At 42.8% G+C, this 18,279-nt stretch carries 14 protein-coding genes; all 14 read left to right on the forward strand.

What is annotated here, in order from left to right; all coding sequences use genetic code 11:
* The first annotated feature begins 178 nt into the window (after positions 1–178).
* The 14 genes from spoIID (at position 179) to AC1TO8_RS15665 (ending at position 18,255) form a co-directional block, all read left to right on the forward strand.
* Positions 179–1,630, forward strand: coding sequence for a stage II sporulation protein D (gene spoIID / locus AC1TO8_RS15600; protein ID WP_482056549.1), 1,452 nt, complete (start codon positions 179–181; stop codon positions 1,628–1,630).
* Positions 1,631–1,689: 59 nt separating this feature from the next.
* Positions 1,690–2,430, forward strand: a complete 741-nt coding sequence (locus AC1TO8_RS15605; protein WP_482056550.1) for a peptidoglycan DD-metalloendopeptidase family protein — start codon at positions 1,690–1,692, stop codon at positions 2,428–2,430.
* A 416-nt stretch (positions 2,431–2,846) separates the two neighbouring features.
* Entirely contained in the window at positions 2,847–3,134 is a 288-nt protein-coding gene (gene spoIIID / locus AC1TO8_RS15610) for a sporulation transcriptional regulator SpoIIID (RefSeq protein ID WP_482056551.1), read from the forward strand.
* A 197-nt stretch (positions 3,135–3,331) separates the two neighbouring features.
* Positions 3,332–4,330: a rod shape-determining protein MreB gene (gene mreB / locus AC1TO8_RS15615; RefSeq protein WP_482056660.1), complete on the forward strand. Its 999-nt coding sequence runs from the start codon at positions 3,332–3,334 to the stop codon at positions 4,328–4,330.
* 44 nt (positions 4,331–4,374) lie between these two features.
* Positions 4,375–5,259, forward strand: coding sequence for a flagellar hook-basal body protein (locus tag AC1TO8_RS15620; protein WP_482056552.1), 885 nt, complete (start codon positions 4,375–4,377; stop codon positions 5,257–5,259).
* 51 nt (positions 5,260–5,310) lie between these two features.
* Positions 5,311–6,150, forward strand: a complete 840-nt coding sequence (locus AC1TO8_RS15625) for a flagellar hook-basal body protein (protein ID WP_482056553.1) — start codon at positions 5,311–5,313, stop codon at positions 6,148–6,150.
* A 12-nt stretch (positions 6,151–6,162) separates the two neighbouring features.
* Positions 6,163–6,384 (forward strand): DNA-directed RNA polymerase subunit beta, encoded by a 222-nt coding sequence (locus AC1TO8_RS15630; RefSeq protein WP_482056554.1) that lies wholly within the window; start codon positions 6,163–6,165, stop codon positions 6,382–6,384.
* Between the two features lie 407 nt (positions 6,385–6,791).
* Positions 6,792–7,229, forward strand: a complete 438-nt coding sequence (gene fabZ / locus AC1TO8_RS15635) for a 3-hydroxyacyl-ACP dehydratase FabZ (RefSeq protein WP_482056555.1) — start codon at positions 6,792–6,794, stop codon at positions 7,227–7,229.
* 46 nt (positions 7,230–7,275) lie between these two features.
* Positions 7,276–8,994 carry a phospho-sugar mutase gene (locus AC1TO8_RS15640; protein WP_482056661.1) on the forward strand — a complete coding sequence of 573 codons (1,719 nt, stop codon included), beginning with the start codon at positions 7,276–7,278 and terminating at the stop codon, positions 8,992–8,994.
* A gap of 19 nt (positions 8,995–9,013) precedes the next feature.
* Entirely contained in the window at positions 9,014–11,029 is a 2,016-nt protein-coding gene (locus AC1TO8_RS15645; protein WP_482056556.1) for a DUF5693 family protein, read from the forward strand.
* Positions 11,005–12,162: a polysaccharide pyruvyl transferase CsaB gene (gene csaB / locus AC1TO8_RS15650; protein WP_482056662.1), complete on the forward strand. Its 1,158-nt coding sequence runs from the start codon at positions 11,005–11,007 to the stop codon at positions 12,160–12,162. The genes AC1TO8_RS15645 and csaB overlap by 25 nt, the downstream gene beginning before the upstream one ends.
* The gene (locus tag AC1TO8_RS15655; protein WP_482056557.1) at positions 12,159–12,923 is read left to right on the forward strand and encodes a WecB/TagA/CpsF family glycosyltransferase; all 765 of its coding nucleotides are present in this window, start codon (positions 12,159–12,161) and stop codon (positions 12,921–12,923) included. Before csaB ends, AC1TO8_RS15655 begins: the two co-directional genes overlap by 4 nt.
* A gap of 115 nt (positions 12,924–13,038) precedes the next feature.
* Positions 13,039–14,163, forward strand: a complete 1,125-nt coding sequence (locus tag AC1TO8_RS15660; protein WP_482056663.1) for a glycosyltransferase family 4 protein — start codon at positions 13,039–13,041, stop codon at positions 14,161–14,163.
* 147 nt (positions 14,164–14,310) lie between these two features.
* Positions 14,311–18,255 (forward strand): S-layer homology domain-containing protein, encoded by a 3,945-nt coding sequence (locus AC1TO8_RS15665; protein ID WP_482056558.1) that lies wholly within the window; start codon positions 14,311–14,313, stop codon positions 18,253–18,255.
* Positions 18,256–18,279: the final 24 nt, after the last annotated feature.

The raw sequence follows: 18,279 nt of genomic DNA on the forward strand, positions 1-18,279 counted from the left end.
ACTTTCTGCAGCTATTGGAGATCAGCCTGAAGGGATATGGAACTATCCGCTCTAGCATTAATGGTAAATCTTCATTCTACTAAATGGTTCTATCATATCTTTCGGATTCATATGTATAAGATAGATAGAACAAGAAATCGTAGGCATGTCGATGTAGAGAACGGAGGTTTATCGTTATATGAAAGAGCAAGATCAGCAAACGAGCAGCCCGATGGAGCCAGACAATCTATCGCAGATACCTGCATCGTTATGTAACATTTCGTCGACGATAGCATCGCTCGACCCGTCGTTATCACAATCTGAGAGTGTCGCCCCATCAGTCTCAGCGTCACCTGTAATGTCGCATCGATCATCATCCGCGAACGTTGTCGAATCGTGCGACACTGCGCATCTACCGCCCACACCGGGCCTATCGCAGCCTGCCTTTGATGTCGCGCCCGAGCCACCCCTGTCGCACCTTGTTCCTGATGTCACTGATGCGAAAGCGGCGTCGCGACTCGCCCCTACAAGGGGAGTTAACGCCCGTCGTAAGCGTGCTACGCGTCGAGGTTTCGGTCGGCGCACGACTAACCCCATCAAGTGGCGAATCCCTCCGATCTTATTAGCAGTGGGAGGATTACTAGTTATGGCGATGCTTCTTCCCGTGTTGATCGTGAATGTACATCATAACCCTCCAGTATCCGTTCCACCACTGCCAGAAGAAGCGCTGTCCGGCTTGATTGCAGAAGCAGAGCAGGAGGAGCCTCAGGTGTCGGTATATCTAACTAAGCTGGGTCAGATCGAGACTCTTCCGCTTGAAGACTACGTAACAGGTGTTGTTGCAGCAGAGATGCCTGCTGATTTTGCATTCGAATCACTAAAGGCACAGGCCACGGCTGCTCGTACCTATATCGTGCAACGACTATTAACGAATGATACGAGTGGTGTTCCTGTAGAAGGAGCAGATGTCACCGATACAGTCTCTCATCAAGCATATCTGTCCCTGCATACACTTGAGACAGAGTGGAAGAGCCAGGGGAAGGCCGCCCAGTTGGCCAATGTACAGCGTGCAGTGTTGGAAAGTCGTAACATAGTTATGACGTATAAAGGAAAGCCGATCACTGCAACCTTTTTTTCTACTAGTAATGGATATACTGAGAATTCAGAAGATTACTGGCAGACTACTATTCCTTATTTGCGCAGTGTATCAAGCCCTTGGGATATCGAAATAGCCCCGCACTATAAAGATACTGTCAAGTTAAGCAAGGAGGAATTTCTGAATCAAATGGGACTAAACAAGCTAGCTACAGCCACATTGAAGAACAAACAAGGAGAGTATTCTCTGGACTCTCTTATTCATATACTCTCAACTACTCAAGGAAACCGTATAAAAGAACTGAGTATTGGTGGTGTTACGTTTAGTGGTCGTGAAGTTCGAGAGAAGCTCGGACTACGCTCAAGCCAATTCTCTTGGGTGGATTCTGGGAATGATATTGTGATTACCACGTATGGTAACGGGCATGGCGTAGGTATGAGTCAGTGGGGAGCGAATGGGATGGCTCAAGAAGGATATACAGCTACTCAGATTCTCGAACACTACTATACGGGGATAGAATTCCAACAAGTTACTAAACTACTCGCCAAAAAATAATATATAGAGAAGGTATAAAAGAGTTCATCTCGGTAACAATGGTTACAGAGGTGATAACAATGAATGAACAAAACAAAGATCAAAACCATGGAGAAACTCCTAAACCATTTAAAGGAGCACCGGTTAATGAACCGTCTGCATGGAAGAAACTGTTGTCGAAAAGGTGGGTTTATCCGGCAGCCTACATGGCCGCAGCAGCAATTATACTAACCTTAGTGTGGGTCTATCAGGATGCCAGTCAGAAATCACTTACTTCAGACCTCACTAATGGTTCAGGGAACACAGTCTCTCAAGTAATTGGGCCCGCGAATACGGATATGGTAGATCCTGAAGCACTAGAAGTTCTTGCAAAAGCAGAAAGTATGACATGGCCAGTAGCTAACGCCCAAGAAGTCAATGTTGTGAAACCATTTTATGATCCAGCCGGTACCAAGGAGAATCATCTAGAAGCTATGGTTCAATACAATGATATTTCTGTAACGAACAATGGTATTGATCTAGCTCGTGAAGATAACAGCTCGTTCGAAGTAAAAGCAGCGCTTAGTGGTAAGGTCACCGAAGTGAAGATGCATCCGTTAATGGGAACCGTTGTGGAAGTTACTCATTCTGGAGATTTGAAGACCGTATACCAAAGCGTAACCGACGCTAAAGTGAAGATTGGTGATGAGGTTACTCAAGGGCACACACTTGCGAGCGCCGGACGCTGCGAGATGGAAAGTGATCTCGGTAACCACGTGCATTTCGAAGTATATAGCAAGGGGAACTTAGTCAACCCAGCAGAATTACTTCCTCCGAAGTAATCAGAACTCTTAACGGTGGATTGGATGAAGAGGTTACTATAATGCACAGAAAGGGATGGGTATGAGCTACATACCTATCCCTTTTTCTTGTTAGGACAGTATAACTAACGGACACCCCGAGGGGTGTCTTTCTCTTGTTCTGGGCTATTTATTTAAGTGTGTTTTTTGAAAAAAGGAAACTTAATTGGGAAATGTGGAAGTGGGGAGATGATTAGTTGAAGATCTGGGGGAGTATGTAGGGTAGGCTCGCTGAATAGCTGTATAACGGGTATCTAATCTCCCTTCCCCCCCCCTTAAACACAACATGTCCACAAAATAAATGAGCATAATGAAGCTTGTCATGTTTCTAAACTGCGAATATATGGGCACGCCCCTCATATAATGTACCAAACCATCCACAGTAGGGAGGCGGGGGCGTGCACGATTACATTAAGGAACGGACCATTAAGATTGGACGTTGTATCGTGGAGACTAGGAACACGGTCCGAACCATTGCCAAGGAGTTTGGCGTATCGAAAAGCACAGTGCATAAAGATTTAACGGAACGGCTGCCAGAAATTAATCCTGAGCTAGCGGATCAAGTCAAGAATATTCTCGAGTACCACAAATCTATCCGCCATCTTAGAGGAGGAGAAGCCACGAAAATTAAGTATAAGAAAACAAACAGTAAAAAAAGAGAGACAGTAGGCACAGCAAAGTCTTAAGTTTATTAGAATACTGACAATTCCCGTTGAATACTCCCCCTGAAGTATGATATGTTAAAAGATGGTATGGAGTCGAATTGTGTAATCATAAAGTATTCGAGAATGCAGGGATATTGTGGCTTATTGTCGAATGCAGAAGATAGACACGTTAGACATCTCTATTCACCATAAAATAACACTTTGGGGGCCCTTTCATGATGTTAAGTAAGGATATTGGAATAGATCTCGGCACGGCAAATGTGCTCATTCACGTTAAGGGGAGGGGAGTTGTATTAAACGAACCTTCGGTTGTTGCTATTGAAAGGGATACCAAAAAGGTTCTTGCTGTGGGTGAAGATGCACGTCGCATGATTGGACGTACTCCGGGCAATATTATTGCGATTCGTCCATTGCGTGATGGAGTCATTGCTGACTTTGCAGTGACAGAAATGATGCTGAAATATTTCATTGACAGTGTAGGGGGGCGTAATTGGTATAGTCGCCCTCGTATCCTCATTTGTACCCCAACGGATATTACATCTGTGGAACAAAAGTCTATTCGAGAAGCTGCTGAACATAGCGGAGCTAAAGAGGTATACTTAGAAGAAGAACCTAAAGCGGCAGCAATTGGTGCCGGTATGAATATATATGAACCGAGTGGTAACATGGTTATCGATATCGGTGGCGGAACGACAGATGTCGCAGTGATTTCTATGGGCGACGTCGTTACCTCTTCTTCTCTTAAAGTAGCAGGGGACAAGTTCGACGAAGCTATCTCTAAGTACATAAAGAATAAATATAAGCTCCTTATAGGGGAACGTACGGCTGAAGATATCAAGGTGAATATTGGATCTGTGCGTCCAGGTGGAACTAAGGCTGAGATGGATATTCGTGGGCGAGATATGGTTACAGGACTTCCTTTGACAGTTACTATTTATTCAAATGAAGTGCAAGAGGCGTTATTTGATCCGATAATGGCTATTGTGTTGTCAGCGAAATCCGTATTAGAACGAACACCTCCAGAGTTGTCAGCAGACATTATTGATCGTGGAGTGATCCTCACAGGTGGAGGCGCATTATTGAATGGATTAGATGAATTATTGTCCGATGAGCTACATGTTCCAGTACTAATAGCCGAAGATCCTATGCACTGTGTTGTGAAGGGAACTGGCATTATGCTCGACAATTTAGATCGGGTTATTAAGAAAAGCTTTTAACTAACCGATAAATATTAAGAAGTAATCATAAGGAGGGCAACCATATGTTAAGAGGACTCTATACGGCTGCTGCGGGTATGCTGACGCAACAACGCATACATGATACAGTAGTACAGAACATGGCGAATATTAATACGCCGGGATACAAACAAGTAAATACGGCTGCACGTTCTTTTCCGGAAGCGCTTGTGTCCATCCGAGGCGGGGATCCTAATATTAGTGATCGCAAGTTGGGTAAGCTAAATACAGGAGTATTTATAGAGGAAAATCTCTCGATGTTCTTACAGGGAGATGTAACGCAGAGTGACAAGTCAACTGATTTTGCACTTGTATCTAATCTACAAATCAATGACCCTGCCACAGGACAACCTATATCATTCGATGATAATGGTAAGTATGTGGATGGAGAAGGTAATAACATATATCAGTCACAAGCTTTTTTCACCTTACAGGATAATGAAGGACGGACTAGGTACACTAGTAATGGGAGCTTCACAGTAGATGCTGCGGGTCAGCTTCTGTCGTCTACCGGATTCAATGTGATGGATAACGATAATCAGCCGATCATCCTAGATGGGACGACTGAACAACTTCAAATAGATGGGCAAGGTAGAATAATAAATACCAATCCAGATGAAGAGACTGTGGTGAATTTAGCCATTAGCGTAGTTAATAATCCTTATGAAATGGTAAAAGAAGGAAATGGCGTATACCGGATAGATAATCTAGAAGCGGCAGATGTCCGACTAATTGCAGAAGACGATAATGTTACTGTGCGTCAAGGGTATTTAGAACGGTCCAACGTAGACTCAGCCCAATCAGTAATAGAAATGAATATAGCCGCGCGTGCTTATGAAGCGAACCAGAAGGTCATTCAGTTTTATGATAGAAGTTTGGAAAAGGCCGTGAACGAAATCGGCAGAATATAGTATATGCTTACGAGGTAGCTTTACTTCGTAAAGCTTTCGGGAGGTCACACGATGAACAACTCCGCAATTAGTGCTTTGGTGTCTTTGAATAGTCTGCAGTCTAGACTCGACCTCATTGCAGATAACATTGCCAATATGGACACAGTTGGATATAAACGTAAAGAGAGTTCTTTCGAAGACGTGCTCAATACGATACAAGAGCAACATAAAGATTTTAAAAACACAGATCGGGCAACTCCGATGGGTTACAGTGTAGGGTACGGGATTAAGTCTGCTTCTGTGACTGCGAACTGGGAGCAAGGACCTTTGGTGGAAACGGGTATTCCTACGGATATTGCTATTCAAGGGAATGGGTTAATTGCAGTTGAGAGCAATGGGAACATTGCCTACACACGTGAAGGGGCTTTTCATTTCGTTCCTGATCCAGCAGATGCTTCATCTATGCTCTTGGTGAATAACGAGGGTGATAAGGTCCTTAGTAGAGGAGATAATCCAGCTCCAATTAAGGTTTCAACAGATGCGAAAGTCGCTATTGATGATAAAGGAAATGTATGGACGATACCGAATGGCACAATGGATAGAGAACTGGCTGGGAAGATTTATGTTGTTGAACCAGCAAGACCTGAAAGATTGGTTCAAATAGATGGGAATAAGTATGTTCTAGCGAATGGTGTAGCAGCAGCAGATGTATTTGGAACATCGGCAGGCGGTGCTGTTGAGAATGCGCCTGAGGGGGTAGTTTTACTATCAGGACATTTAGAGAAATCTAATGTGGATCTGACTGTTGAGTTGACAGAGATGATTCAAGTTCAAAGGGCATATCAGCTGATGTCACGTGCATTAACATCCAGTGATACGATGATGAACCTTGCAAACAATATGCGAGGGTAGGTGGCGATATCCATGAGTAAAGCTGATGAACTCACCAAGACTACAAAGGGTGCCAAGTCCAAAACGCCTGCATGGAGAATTGTTCTACGGTGCTTGGTGCCAGTATTTCTACTGATAGGCTTAATGGGCGGGATGATTGTAGGGTATGTTGTTTTCGGTAAGCGTAGTATCGATGAAGTATTTCATTGGGAAACTTGGAAGCATGTATTAGATCTTGTTTTTGCCCCATCATAAGTAAAGAAAGCATAAGTTACATTGGACACTCTATACCTTATGTTCCTACAGAGACGGGTGCCATCCTTGTAAAAGGACGGTACCCGTCTTTGCTGTTCTATTTGAACGCAGATTTAGAAAGAATCGTATGGCAATGCTAATTATGCTACCGTCGCTAGTAATAGTCCACTGTATAAAATACCAAATTATGGGCGTTCGAGAGGTGGCTTATTGGTTCGAAAGGTGGTTTTCTTGGGCTGATAAATGTATAATGGTTGAGGACTAAGGACAAAAGAGCTCTCCCCAGTAGGCAGTAATTGCCTAGCGTAAGAAAGCTCCTTATCTGAACCTCCACATTCTGCAGAATATGAAGGATATTACATAGTATAGCCGTTACACAATAATGTTATTCGAAGGGAGTTTTGTTTGTGTTAAATGTGAATCAAATTCAAGAGATCATACCTCATAGACCACCATTTCTACTTGTTGATCGTATTATAGAGATCGAGGAGGGTAAGCGGGCGGTAGGAATTAAGAATGTGACGATCAACGAACCATTTTTCACAGGACATTTCCCAGGGTACCCGGTCATGCCAGGTGTTCTTATTACAGAAGCGTTGGCTCAAGTAGGAGCTGTCGCTATTTTGAATGTGGAGAGCAATAAGGGCAAGATCGGATTTCTAGCGGGTCTTGATAATTTCCGTTTCCGTGGGCAAGTTGTACCGGGCGACACGTTGAGACTAGAAGTTGAAATTACCAGATTAAAGGGCAGCATCGGTAAAGGTCATGCCAAGGCTTCGGTTGATGGCAAAGTTGTAGCAGAAGGCGAGATTATGTTTGCTTTATCCGATCCAACTAAATCGTAATCATAAGTTTATAATCAATGAAGTTGAAACGAAAGGGGATTTCATGATGACTCAATTAACTCAAACATCTATTAATAATATCCAGAAATGGCTTCAGGATTCTTCCATTGACGAGGAAACGAAACAGGAACTTCGGAGTTTAGAGCAGGACCCAACAGAGCTAGAGGATCGCTTTTACAAGGATTTGGAGTTCGGTACGGGGGGACTTAGAGGTGTTATAGGTGCAGGTAGCAATCGAATGAATCGTTATACGATTGGTAAAGCAACTCAAGGTTTCGCACAATTTATAGTAAGTAGTCATGATCAGACAAAGGATAAACCATCTGTTGTTATCGCACATGATTCTCGCCATTTCTCACCTGAGTTTGCGCTGGAAGCAGCACTTGTACTTGCGGGTAATGGGATAGTTGCTAAGTTATTCCCATCTTTAAGAACGACACCTCAGTTGTCCTTTAGTGTGCGTGATTTGGGAGCGACCGGTGGTATTGTTATTACTGCAAGCCATAATCCACCAGAGTATAACGGATATAAAGTGTACAATGCACAAGGTGGACAGCTTATTCCACATGAAGCAGAGCATGTCATTCGTAGCATTCAAGAGGTAGGCTCTTTCGCAGATGTGAAGAGAATGACCCAAGCGGAAGCTGAAGAACAAGGTTTGTTAGTATGGCTTGGTGAAGCGGATGATGATACATTTGTCCGTACAGTTGCTCAGCAAAGTGTGAATGCGGATCTTATACGTTCTTCATTAAGTAAAGATTTCTGTATCGTCTATACCCCGTTACACGGCACAGGTAACATACCTGTACGGAAGACGCTAGAAGCGATTGGATTTACCGATGTTCATGTCGTTCCGGAACAAGAGCAACCCGATGCAGAATTCTCAACGGTTAAATCTCCTAACCCTGAAGAACGTGAAGCTTTTACATTAGCTATGAAGTTAGGGCGAGAGTTGAATGCAGATATACTCATTGGAACGGATCCGGATTGTGATCGCATGGGTGCTGTTGTTCAAGATCGAAATGGTGAATTCGTCGTGCTCTCAGGCAATCAATCTGGGGCGATCATGATTCATTATTTACTGAGCCAATTGAAGGAAGCGGGACAGCTCCCTGACAATGGCGTCGTAGTGAAGACGATCGTGACAAGCGAGATGGGCGCAACCATTGCACGCCACTACGGAGTGGAAGTTGTGAATACACTGACTGGATTCAAATATATTGGTGAGCGAATGACTGAATATGAAGAGACTGGTCAATATACGTATTTATTCGGATATGAGGAAAGTTATGGTTATCTCGCGGGGAATTATGCTAGGGATAAAGATGCGGTGCTTGCTTCGATGCTGATTGCTGAAGCGGGTGCTTACTATAAAGGTCAAGGTAAGACGTTATACGAAGTATTGGAAGAGCTGTATGAGCAATTCGGATATTACCAAGAGCAATTGGAATCGCGCACGTTAAAAGGTAAGGATGGACTTGCACAAATTCAATCCACAATGGTAGCTTGGCGTAATCAGCCTCCGGTTGAGATTGGGGGAGTTCGAGTGCAGGAAGTGCTGGATTACTCATTAGGTCTTAATGGACTTCCGAAAGAAAATGTACTGAAGTACATGCTGGAAGATGGCTCTTGGTTCTGTTTAAGACCATCAGGAACAGAACCGAAGATCAAGGTTTATTTTGCAGTCCATGGAGAGACTATAATACATGCGAAAGAGCGGATAGCGAAGTTAGTTGAGGTCGTTATGCTACGTGTTGACGCTTGAGAATGAGGAGGTACTTGTAGTGCAGTATAAATGGAACCAGTGGAGCAAGTCTTCGCGCAAATGGTTATGGATTATAGTTGTAATCGGAATAGTAGCCGCTATGCCTGTCGCGTATGATCGCTTCCAGACAGAGACATCTACGAATCAAGTGGAGTTTGCTTTCGATTACCGCGATTTGGTGGATATAGCTGTCTTACAAGCTCATCCCCAAGATTATATAGACGAACAATTAGATCGGCTGAAGGATGCCGGAGTGAGTACGATGGCTATGTTCGAAAGTACGTTGGACGAATTCCAGAAATCGCGACGTATTATGCTTTATAGTAGTAAGGATATAGCTATGCAGAACAATCAACTGATCCCAGTCAATGAGAATTTCACGTATATTTCATTTACGAATGAAGAGAATGATAGTGAAATCGCTCCTGTTATTGAAGAGACATTTGATATGCTGGAGATTGTAGTTAGACCATGGTCGAATGGGGATCAAAGAGGGCTTGTGATCGAGACGCCTTTGGAGAATGCTATCATGAAGCCGATGCAGTCGGATCCTGTTACGTTCGCTATGCTACGTAGCAAGGGATTTAACATTATGCCACGGCTGGGGGATAGTCTTCCCTATAATCAGGAATACATGAAGTCAGTGATATCCCATTATGCCTCTGAAGGGGTAACGCGTATTCTTTTTGAAGGGGAATCCGTCAAAGGGTACAATGATCATGCTGATATGAATAGTTTGGATGCCTTTGCTGAACTTCTTAAGGAGCATGGAATAGGTGTTGTAGCTATTGAGAATTTGAAGAAACCTCAACTGGGCTTGAACAAATTAGCCTACGCACTTGATTATAATATTGTACGCTTGTATTCATTGAGTGAAGCCGACGCATATCTGGATGTACAGACAATTGCTGATCGTTTCGCATTGGCGAGTAAAGATCGTAATATCCGTATATTTTACTTGAATGCGGCACCAAGTCGTAATACCGCCAAAGCGATGGTTACAGATCCAATGGATAATTTAATCCACAGCCTTGTAGAACCAGGTAACGCTATAGATAAGATTGAGAGCAATGGCTTTACAATCGGTGAGGCAAAAGCCTTCAACATTGTAGACTCATCCTATCAACGTATTCTTAAAATGGTTGTTGTACTTGGTGCGATTGCATTCATAGCATTGTTAGCGTCGTACTTCATTCCGTTATTAACGATCCCTGCCTTCGTAATTGGGATGATCGGTAGTGCTGGACTATTTATGCTAAGACCAACTTTGTTCGAACAGGCACTAGCGTTGCTAGTGGCGATTAGTGGACCAACGATAGCGATGGTGCTAGCTATACGCAAATTGAACGAACTGAATGTCAATGATGTAGAAATGAAGTTGAGTCGTCGTTTAACGCATACAGTTGTTCTATATGTGAAGACTGCTATTATTTCTTTGAGCGCAATACCTTTTGTAGTGGCACTGTTGAATAACGTGACGTATCAAATGGTTCTTGAACAATTCCGCGGTGTTAGTCTACTGCACCTTGGTCCAATTGCACTTGTGGCTTTGTACGTTGTTCTCTATCGTGGAGGGAATCTACGTCAGCAAATAGAGACAATTCTACGTAGTCGAATTACTGTAATGGGTATCATAGTCGTTGGAATCATCGGTGTGGTAGGCTGGTATTATTTACAACGTACTGGTAACGGCGGTTCGGTAACGTCGATTGAAATGACATTTCGTACGCTAATGGAAGATACTTTCGGTGTCCGTCCACGTAATAAGGAATTTATGATGGCCCACCCTATATTTCTACTAGGTATCTTTATGTCCATTAAATACCGTAATGCTGTCTACATGATGGTCGTTGCGGTCATAGGTCAACTGTCTATGGTAGATACATTTGCACATATCCATACACCGCTGAGCATTTCACTCGTTCGGGACCTACTTGGGTTAGGATTAGGACTTATTATTGGGCTTATTGCCATAGCGATATGGCAGATTGCAGAAGGGTGTTGGAAACGATGGTCACCACTCCTCAAAGGATAGTCATATCGGGGTACTATGGATACAAGAATAGCGGGGATGAAGCTGTGCTTCAATCGATTTTAACAGCATTACAAGAACAGGCTGAAGTTGCAGGATTGCTACTTCAGCCTGTAGTTCTATCGATTGATCCCGAGTGGACCAGGTCTACTTACGGCGTCGAAGCTGTTCATCGGTTGAAGCTTGGTGAAGTAAGGCAGGCGATCAAGAATAGCTGTGGTCTGATCAGTGGTGGCGGGAGCTTGCTTCAGGACGCTACCGGTTCCAAGACAATCCCTTATTATTTAGGTGTCATTAAGCTAGCTCAATGGATGAGAAAGCCAACATTTATTTATTCTCAAGGAGTTGGCCCTGTTAGCCGAGGGATTTTTCACCCGATGATTAAATCAGTATTTAATCAATGTGCGTATATTTCAGTTCGTGACCAGGGGTCTTCTGAGTTACTTCAGCAGATGGGCTTGCAAGGAAGCAAGATAGATGTTGTTCCCGATGCGGTGATGGGATTACAACGAAAGAATGATCGGAAGCGGTCTAATGCAGACGTTCAGAATGATGTAGCTACTATGAATAACGAGGAGTTACCGGTCGTTGGGATCTCGATTCGTTATTGGGAGAAAGACAAGAAGGAACTTATGCAGATCGTTGAAGGGTTACAACAAGTGATGGCACGACAATCCCTTCATATTAGATTTCTCCCATTTCATCTCCCAACTGATGTTGAAGCTTCAGAGTTCATGGTGAAATTGCTTGGAGATGTCACAGCAACAGGAAGCCGCGTCAGTATTTGCCCAGACATTGTTCTTCCACAGGACATGCTGGAGGAGGTTAGTAAGTGCAAGATCGTCATTGGAATGCGACTTCATAGTTTGATCTATGCGGCCAATGTCCAAGTGCCGATGATCGGTATTTCCTATGATCCGAAGATTGATCACTTCCTTCAGCGGTTGGATCTTCAACCAGTGGGGGATACGTCATCATTGGATGCAGCTAAGTTAGCTACTGCGCTGGAACAATTGTTGTTCCATGAAGAAGCTTGGCGTGAAGCCCATGCTGCACAGATTGATCAATTGAAGCAGGAAGCCTCAAAGCCTGCTGAGCGTATTGTTGAATATATAGCAAGTAAGGTGATAAAATGAATAAGACATTATTAAAAGAAGTGCCGACGGTTCCCATATTCGGAATTCACGTAAGCAAATGGGGGATGGACGACACCGTTAAGTATTTAACGGAAGTGATTATATCACGGACCCCACATCAGGTTATTACGGCTAATCCCATTATGATCATGGCGGCATTAAAGAGCACGACGTATATGTCGGTTATGCAGCATGCTGAACTCATCGTTCCGGATGGGACAGGCGTGGTATGGGCTGCGCGTGTTGGTGGACAACCCGTACAAGAACGGGTGGCAGGTTATGACCTGTTACATGAATTAATGAGCACAGGAGAAAACTATCGTTGGAGAGTGTATTTACTTGGTTCAACAGCAGAGGTCATTAAGGCGACTGCATCTAGACTGCAAGAGCAGTATCTAGGTGTGGAAATTGTGGGATATCATGATGGGTTCTTTGGTCCAGAGGAAGATGAAGCGGTGGTTGAACAGATTAGAGCGACTTCGCCAGATATCCTCTTCGTGGCTCGATCCGCCGACACGCAGGAACCTTGGATTGCGAAATATAAGGCTCAACTTGCTGTTCCAGTTATGATGGGAGTTGGAGGAAGTTTTGATATCATTTCAGGTAAAATCAAACGTGCACCTGTGATCTTCCAGAAGCTTCGCTTAGAGTGGTTATATCGTCTGTTAAGTGAGCCAACAAGATATCGAAGAATGATTGCATTGCCGCAATTCGTAGTCAAAGTGTTACGGGATAGAGGAAACGTGACAAAATCGAGTTGAAATGGGCTAAATCGCTTGATTTAGGTGAAAAACTACTGAAATACGGAGTTGGTGTTTATTTTTCGGACGGAGTATAATTTATTCCGTTAGAGAAAATGGAGGTTGAACTTTGAATATTTTGATGATATCGATTATAGGATTTATCGTCGCTTTAGGACTGGCACTTATATTGACGCCGCAAGTGAAGAAATTTGCATTTAAAGTGGGAGCGGTAGATGTACCAGACGCCCGTAAAGTGCATACGAAGATTATGCCGCGCTTGGGTGGTCTCGGAATTTATTTGGCTTTTGTCGTAGCTCTTCTACTGGCATTGCCATTCATAGCGAATGACTTGTCGATGAGGGATGCGAATTTCATCAAAGCCTTTCTGATCGGTGGAACGATGATCGTGTTGATTGGTGCGTTGGATGATCGTTTTCAATTATCTGCTAAATTGAAGTTCGTCGCACAGATTGCAGCTGCGTGTATTGTCGTATTTGGATTTGATATATCCGTGAACGTTGTAAATATACCTTTTAATGATACGTACTCTTCATTAGAAAGCTGGATTTCCATACCCCTCACCATCTTCTGGATTGTTGGTGTGACGAACGCTATTAATCTGATCGATGGATTAGATGGGCTAGCTGCAGGCGTGTCAGGTATTGCCATTGGGACAATCTTAGTGATGTCTTTGTTGATGGGGAATATGATGATTGCATTACTATGTATGATTCTGCTAGGAGCTATTATTGGATTTCTATTCTTTAACTTCCATCCGGCGAAGATATTCATGGGCGACTCAGGATCCCTCTTCTTAGGTTTCTGCCTGGCCATGTTATCATTGTTAGGATTTAAACAGATTGCTGTAGTATCTTTAATTACACCCTTAATTATTATCGCTGTACCGTTATCGGATACATTCTTTGCGATCGTACGTCGTTGGGTTCAGAAGAAGCCGATCTTTGCTCCAGATAAAGGTCACTTACATCATTGCTTAGGCGAACTGGGCTTCAGCCACCGTCAAAGTGTGCTCATCATTTACGGAATTGCTACTTTCTTCGGTGTATTGGCCGTTATTCAATCATCCGCCGCATTCTACGATGCGAACTGGGTCACCTTCGTCGTCATCTGCATGATGATGTTGTTACTCCAGATCGGAGCCGAGGTCATTGGCCTCATCGGCAAAACAACGAAACCGCTGCTGAACCTCATCGCAAGATTACGGATGAAGGAAAATGCGGGTACGAGATCGAAATAAAGATTAACAGCCTCATCATTTCATGGTGGGCTGTTTTTTTGTATGTTTTTCTAAAATTTTGTAGGTTTATTACCGATATAGAAGATAACGAGATGAATTCATCAAATTTGATATGGATGAGGATTCAAAAAGAGGAGGAAAATAATTTTGAAAAGATTATTATCATTGATGTTGACGCTAGCCATGATTGTCAGCCTAATACCGGCAACCTTATCGCAGTCAGCTGAAGCAGCGGTGGGAAGGTTCTTTATCTTGCCAGGCGAACAGTATGATTTGGCATCTGCACGAATTACCAATACAGAACGCGTAACGATTAAGGGTACACTAAATAATGTTAATGGAAGTACCATTTCCTACAGTGTATTTCAAATTCCCAAAGATGGAGGCTCAGCGATTAATTCTCGCGAAGGACAGACTGGGAATATTCAACTAAGCGGTTCAAATATGACAGTAAATAACCTTCAATTGTTTCCGGGATTGAACATGATTACGTTCAAAGGCCAACAAGGGACTATGGAAGTGGAAGATTCCATCTATATTGAATATCGTAATGGTCCAACGATTTATGATTTGGAAGCCATTATTGATGGAATTACTACCAATGTGAATGAGCAGGGGACGACAGTGATCTCATCTGCACCAGCTGGAGCTTCGTTTGGTAGATCCAATACGGATATTGCTTTAGTGGGTAAAGCACCTAATGCTGATAAAGTAACTGTAATCATTAATGGTCGAAGTTGGACCTATAATGTATCAAGTACGAATGATTATAAATTTTATGCATCACCTTTAAATGTTAAGCAAGGTAAGAACATTATTACAATTAGAGTTTCTAATCAAAGCCAAACAGTAGAAACAACCCGTGAGATCACATTCTATAATGGTAGAGTTACCTTCTTTGATGTGATAGCCAAGAGTGGAGCGGATGTATCACCTGATTTAAGTAGTAACCCTGACTTTCCAATGGGAAGTGCTACGGCAGCTACAATAACGGGGAAGGCGATTATTCCTACTACAGGGATCGCGTTGGATGATATCCGTTATACGCTTTCAGGTGGTGTCAACGCTACAGGTAGTGTAACGCCGACTCATGCGACAATACAGCCAGGCGATACTCGTGTTGAGGTGGAATTTACCATTCCTGTGGGGACAATTCAATGGGATCAACGTGTGTCTTTAGCATTAACTACACAGAATAGAACGTTGACTCCTCCTGTGGATGAGACAGAAGGAAATTTATCCTTCATGCCTAAGAATAAGAGCCAATCCTATATATACAAAGTGAACTATCTAACGGGTTATTCAGCAGGTATGAGTTCAGCTTCTATATCTAGTCTTACAGGCACAACGATGGAGAATGCAGATATATTCTCTACGCCAGTTGCGGCTGAAATATTGATTGTTAACCCTACGGGAGGAAACGTAACAGCAGCAATAAGTAAGATAACAGATGGAGCGGATGCTCTCCTGGTGAACGCCCCTGCATCGACTGTCGTCTTGAATACGACGGTGATTGAGAACATTAACGGCGTGCCTACAACAGTACAACGAATCGTTCTTGTAATAAATAAGCTTCCTATTTCAGGGAAACAAAATATTTACTTTAATGTTACTGGTGGAGTAGAGAAGAAAGTTCCTGTAACTCTACTTTATGGTCCTTACGTCAAATTTGATGGTGCATATGACGATATGAAGATTTACACCAATACCACGGATGCTAAGGATATAAGGCAGAATAAAGTAATGAATGAACTCTTGAATTTCAAGGGACAATTAATAAATGTAGCAAGTGATGAGAAGATTGAATATGGTACTACCGGACAAACGGTATTCCTATATGTTAATAACACGCTTGTGGCACTAACGGGAGACGCATCGGACTCAAGCAAGTTCGGGATTGTGGGTAATACTAATTTAGAAGCAGCCTATGATGCATTGTTTCCGGGGGATAACAACATTAAGTTCTTGTTCACAACGAATAAGAACACATATGAGAAGAATTTTGTCATTAGTTTGATTCCTACCAATATTCCAGTTATCCCGGCACCAGGAACAGATGGTGTGTACCCGTACAGCACGACTTACCTAGAACCTAAGCCGAATGATACCAATTTTCAGCTTAAGGGTAGCGTCTTTATGACGAAGGAAGCAATTATGAATGTGCATGGTACATTTGATTTTCTAGATTTAGGAACTAATGAGCTAAGCGTGCAGACCAAGTTGGGGAGCATGGGGACAGATCTGGATAATTACATCTTAATGATTCAATCTCCTGGCGAAAAACCAATCGAGTGGAACCTTGGGAATAAATTAACTTCTCGAGTAGGAGGGCTTCCTCTAAACCCTACTTCATCTGGCGCTACAGAGGTACCAGGAATAAATGTTTATTATGATCTTGAGCATGAATATTTCGGTTTTGTAATGAAAGATCAGAAGATACCCTTAGATGGTAGCCCGAAAGTGTATACTATGACTGTATTTAATTCTGGTAAAGGTGGACCAAGAGCGACATATCGTTTGGAAGTCAACCCGATCTCAATCCCGTATACGGTTGTAGCACCACTTACTCAGAAGCGTGTACTTAATCAGAACTTTGTGGAAGTTGTCATTTATTCCGAAGGTGCTGAGAAAGTCATCATTAACAAAGTAGAAGCTGAGAAGATTAATTATGATCCCGATTATGATGGTATTATTGAATATGCACCAGCGTATCGCGCCATTGTTAAGAACTTGAAACCCAATAAGGATACGAAGATTGAGTTGGTTATTTCACGAGGGAATGATCAGATTAAAGATTCCTTTACCGTGAAATATGTTCCTACAAGCATTCCGGGGGCAGAATACATGGAGGCAATGAAAACATCTCATAAGGCTTTTGAAGGAGCTTTGAACATTAGTTTTGCCAAAGGAACAAGCCTGGTGCGTAAAGACTACAATGTACCTGAACAATTCAAGAACCAAGTATTCGCAAATCACGATATCTTGTTCTCTATTGCCAATAGTGCAGATGGTGTAGTCGATCGACATGAATTTGATGCTATTCCAGCTAATTACGATCTAGAGTTGGCGATAGGTAAGCAAGTATTCACAGGCAACTTCCAACAGCGTTTTGTGAAATCAAGTGCTGTATATTGGATAGATGCAGGATTAGCCGATGATATTAATACGCCAAATGCCTATGATCCGGTGAAATATGGTAACGATCCATATCAATTCCCTAATGCACCAATCGCTAATTTCTATCAACGCGATGCGAGCCGTGAGTTGATACCTTCTAAAGTAGGAAAAATGACGCTCTCTTACGATAAGAGTATTACTCAAGATGCTGGCCGATTAGTTACTGTATTCCGTTTCGACCCTGTATTGAAGCAATGGGAGAATATTGGCGGAGTCGTAGATGAGAAGAAACATACCATTACGGTTCCATTTAACCGCTTTGGTTATTTCGTTGTAGGGAAACTTGGATACACCTATAATGATACTGTCCAACATCCTTATGCTCGTGAGTTCATTGAGACAGTCTTTGCAAAGGGTGTTATGAATGCTGAAGATCCAGCCAGTCGTTTCGGTGCAGATGTATATGTAGGTCGGGCAGAATTCGCAAGAATGATAGTTAGATCCCTTGACTTGCCTTTGAACTATAATGGGAATAAGCATTTCGTGGATATTCCTACCGACATAGCCACGATTAACTATGATGGACTTTGGGATTTCCGATATGTAGAGACAGCAGCAAGAGCGGGGATCATTAGAGGGGTAGAACCTCAGGTATTTGGTCCAGATGATAACATCATGCGTCAGGACGCCGCAGTCATGATTGCTAGAGGACTAAATCTGAAGCTTGATACTGATCGCGCTAAGATCACTAAAGATTTACAGAAATATTTCGTCGACTATACGAATATAGATTATTATGCTCAACCGTCTGTTCTGGCCATTGCCAAAAAAGGATTTATAACGGGAAGCCCTGTGGATCCTACGGATCTGAAAAAGGGATATACATTTAATCCAAAAGCGAATATGCTTCGTGGTGATGCAGCTATCATTATTGCTAAAGTAATGGTGGATATGAAGAAACTTCCTAAAATCTAAGTAGTACTGGTAAAGAGTAGAGGG

It is taken from the genome of Paenibacillus sp. Y859, from assembly GCF_056786405.1.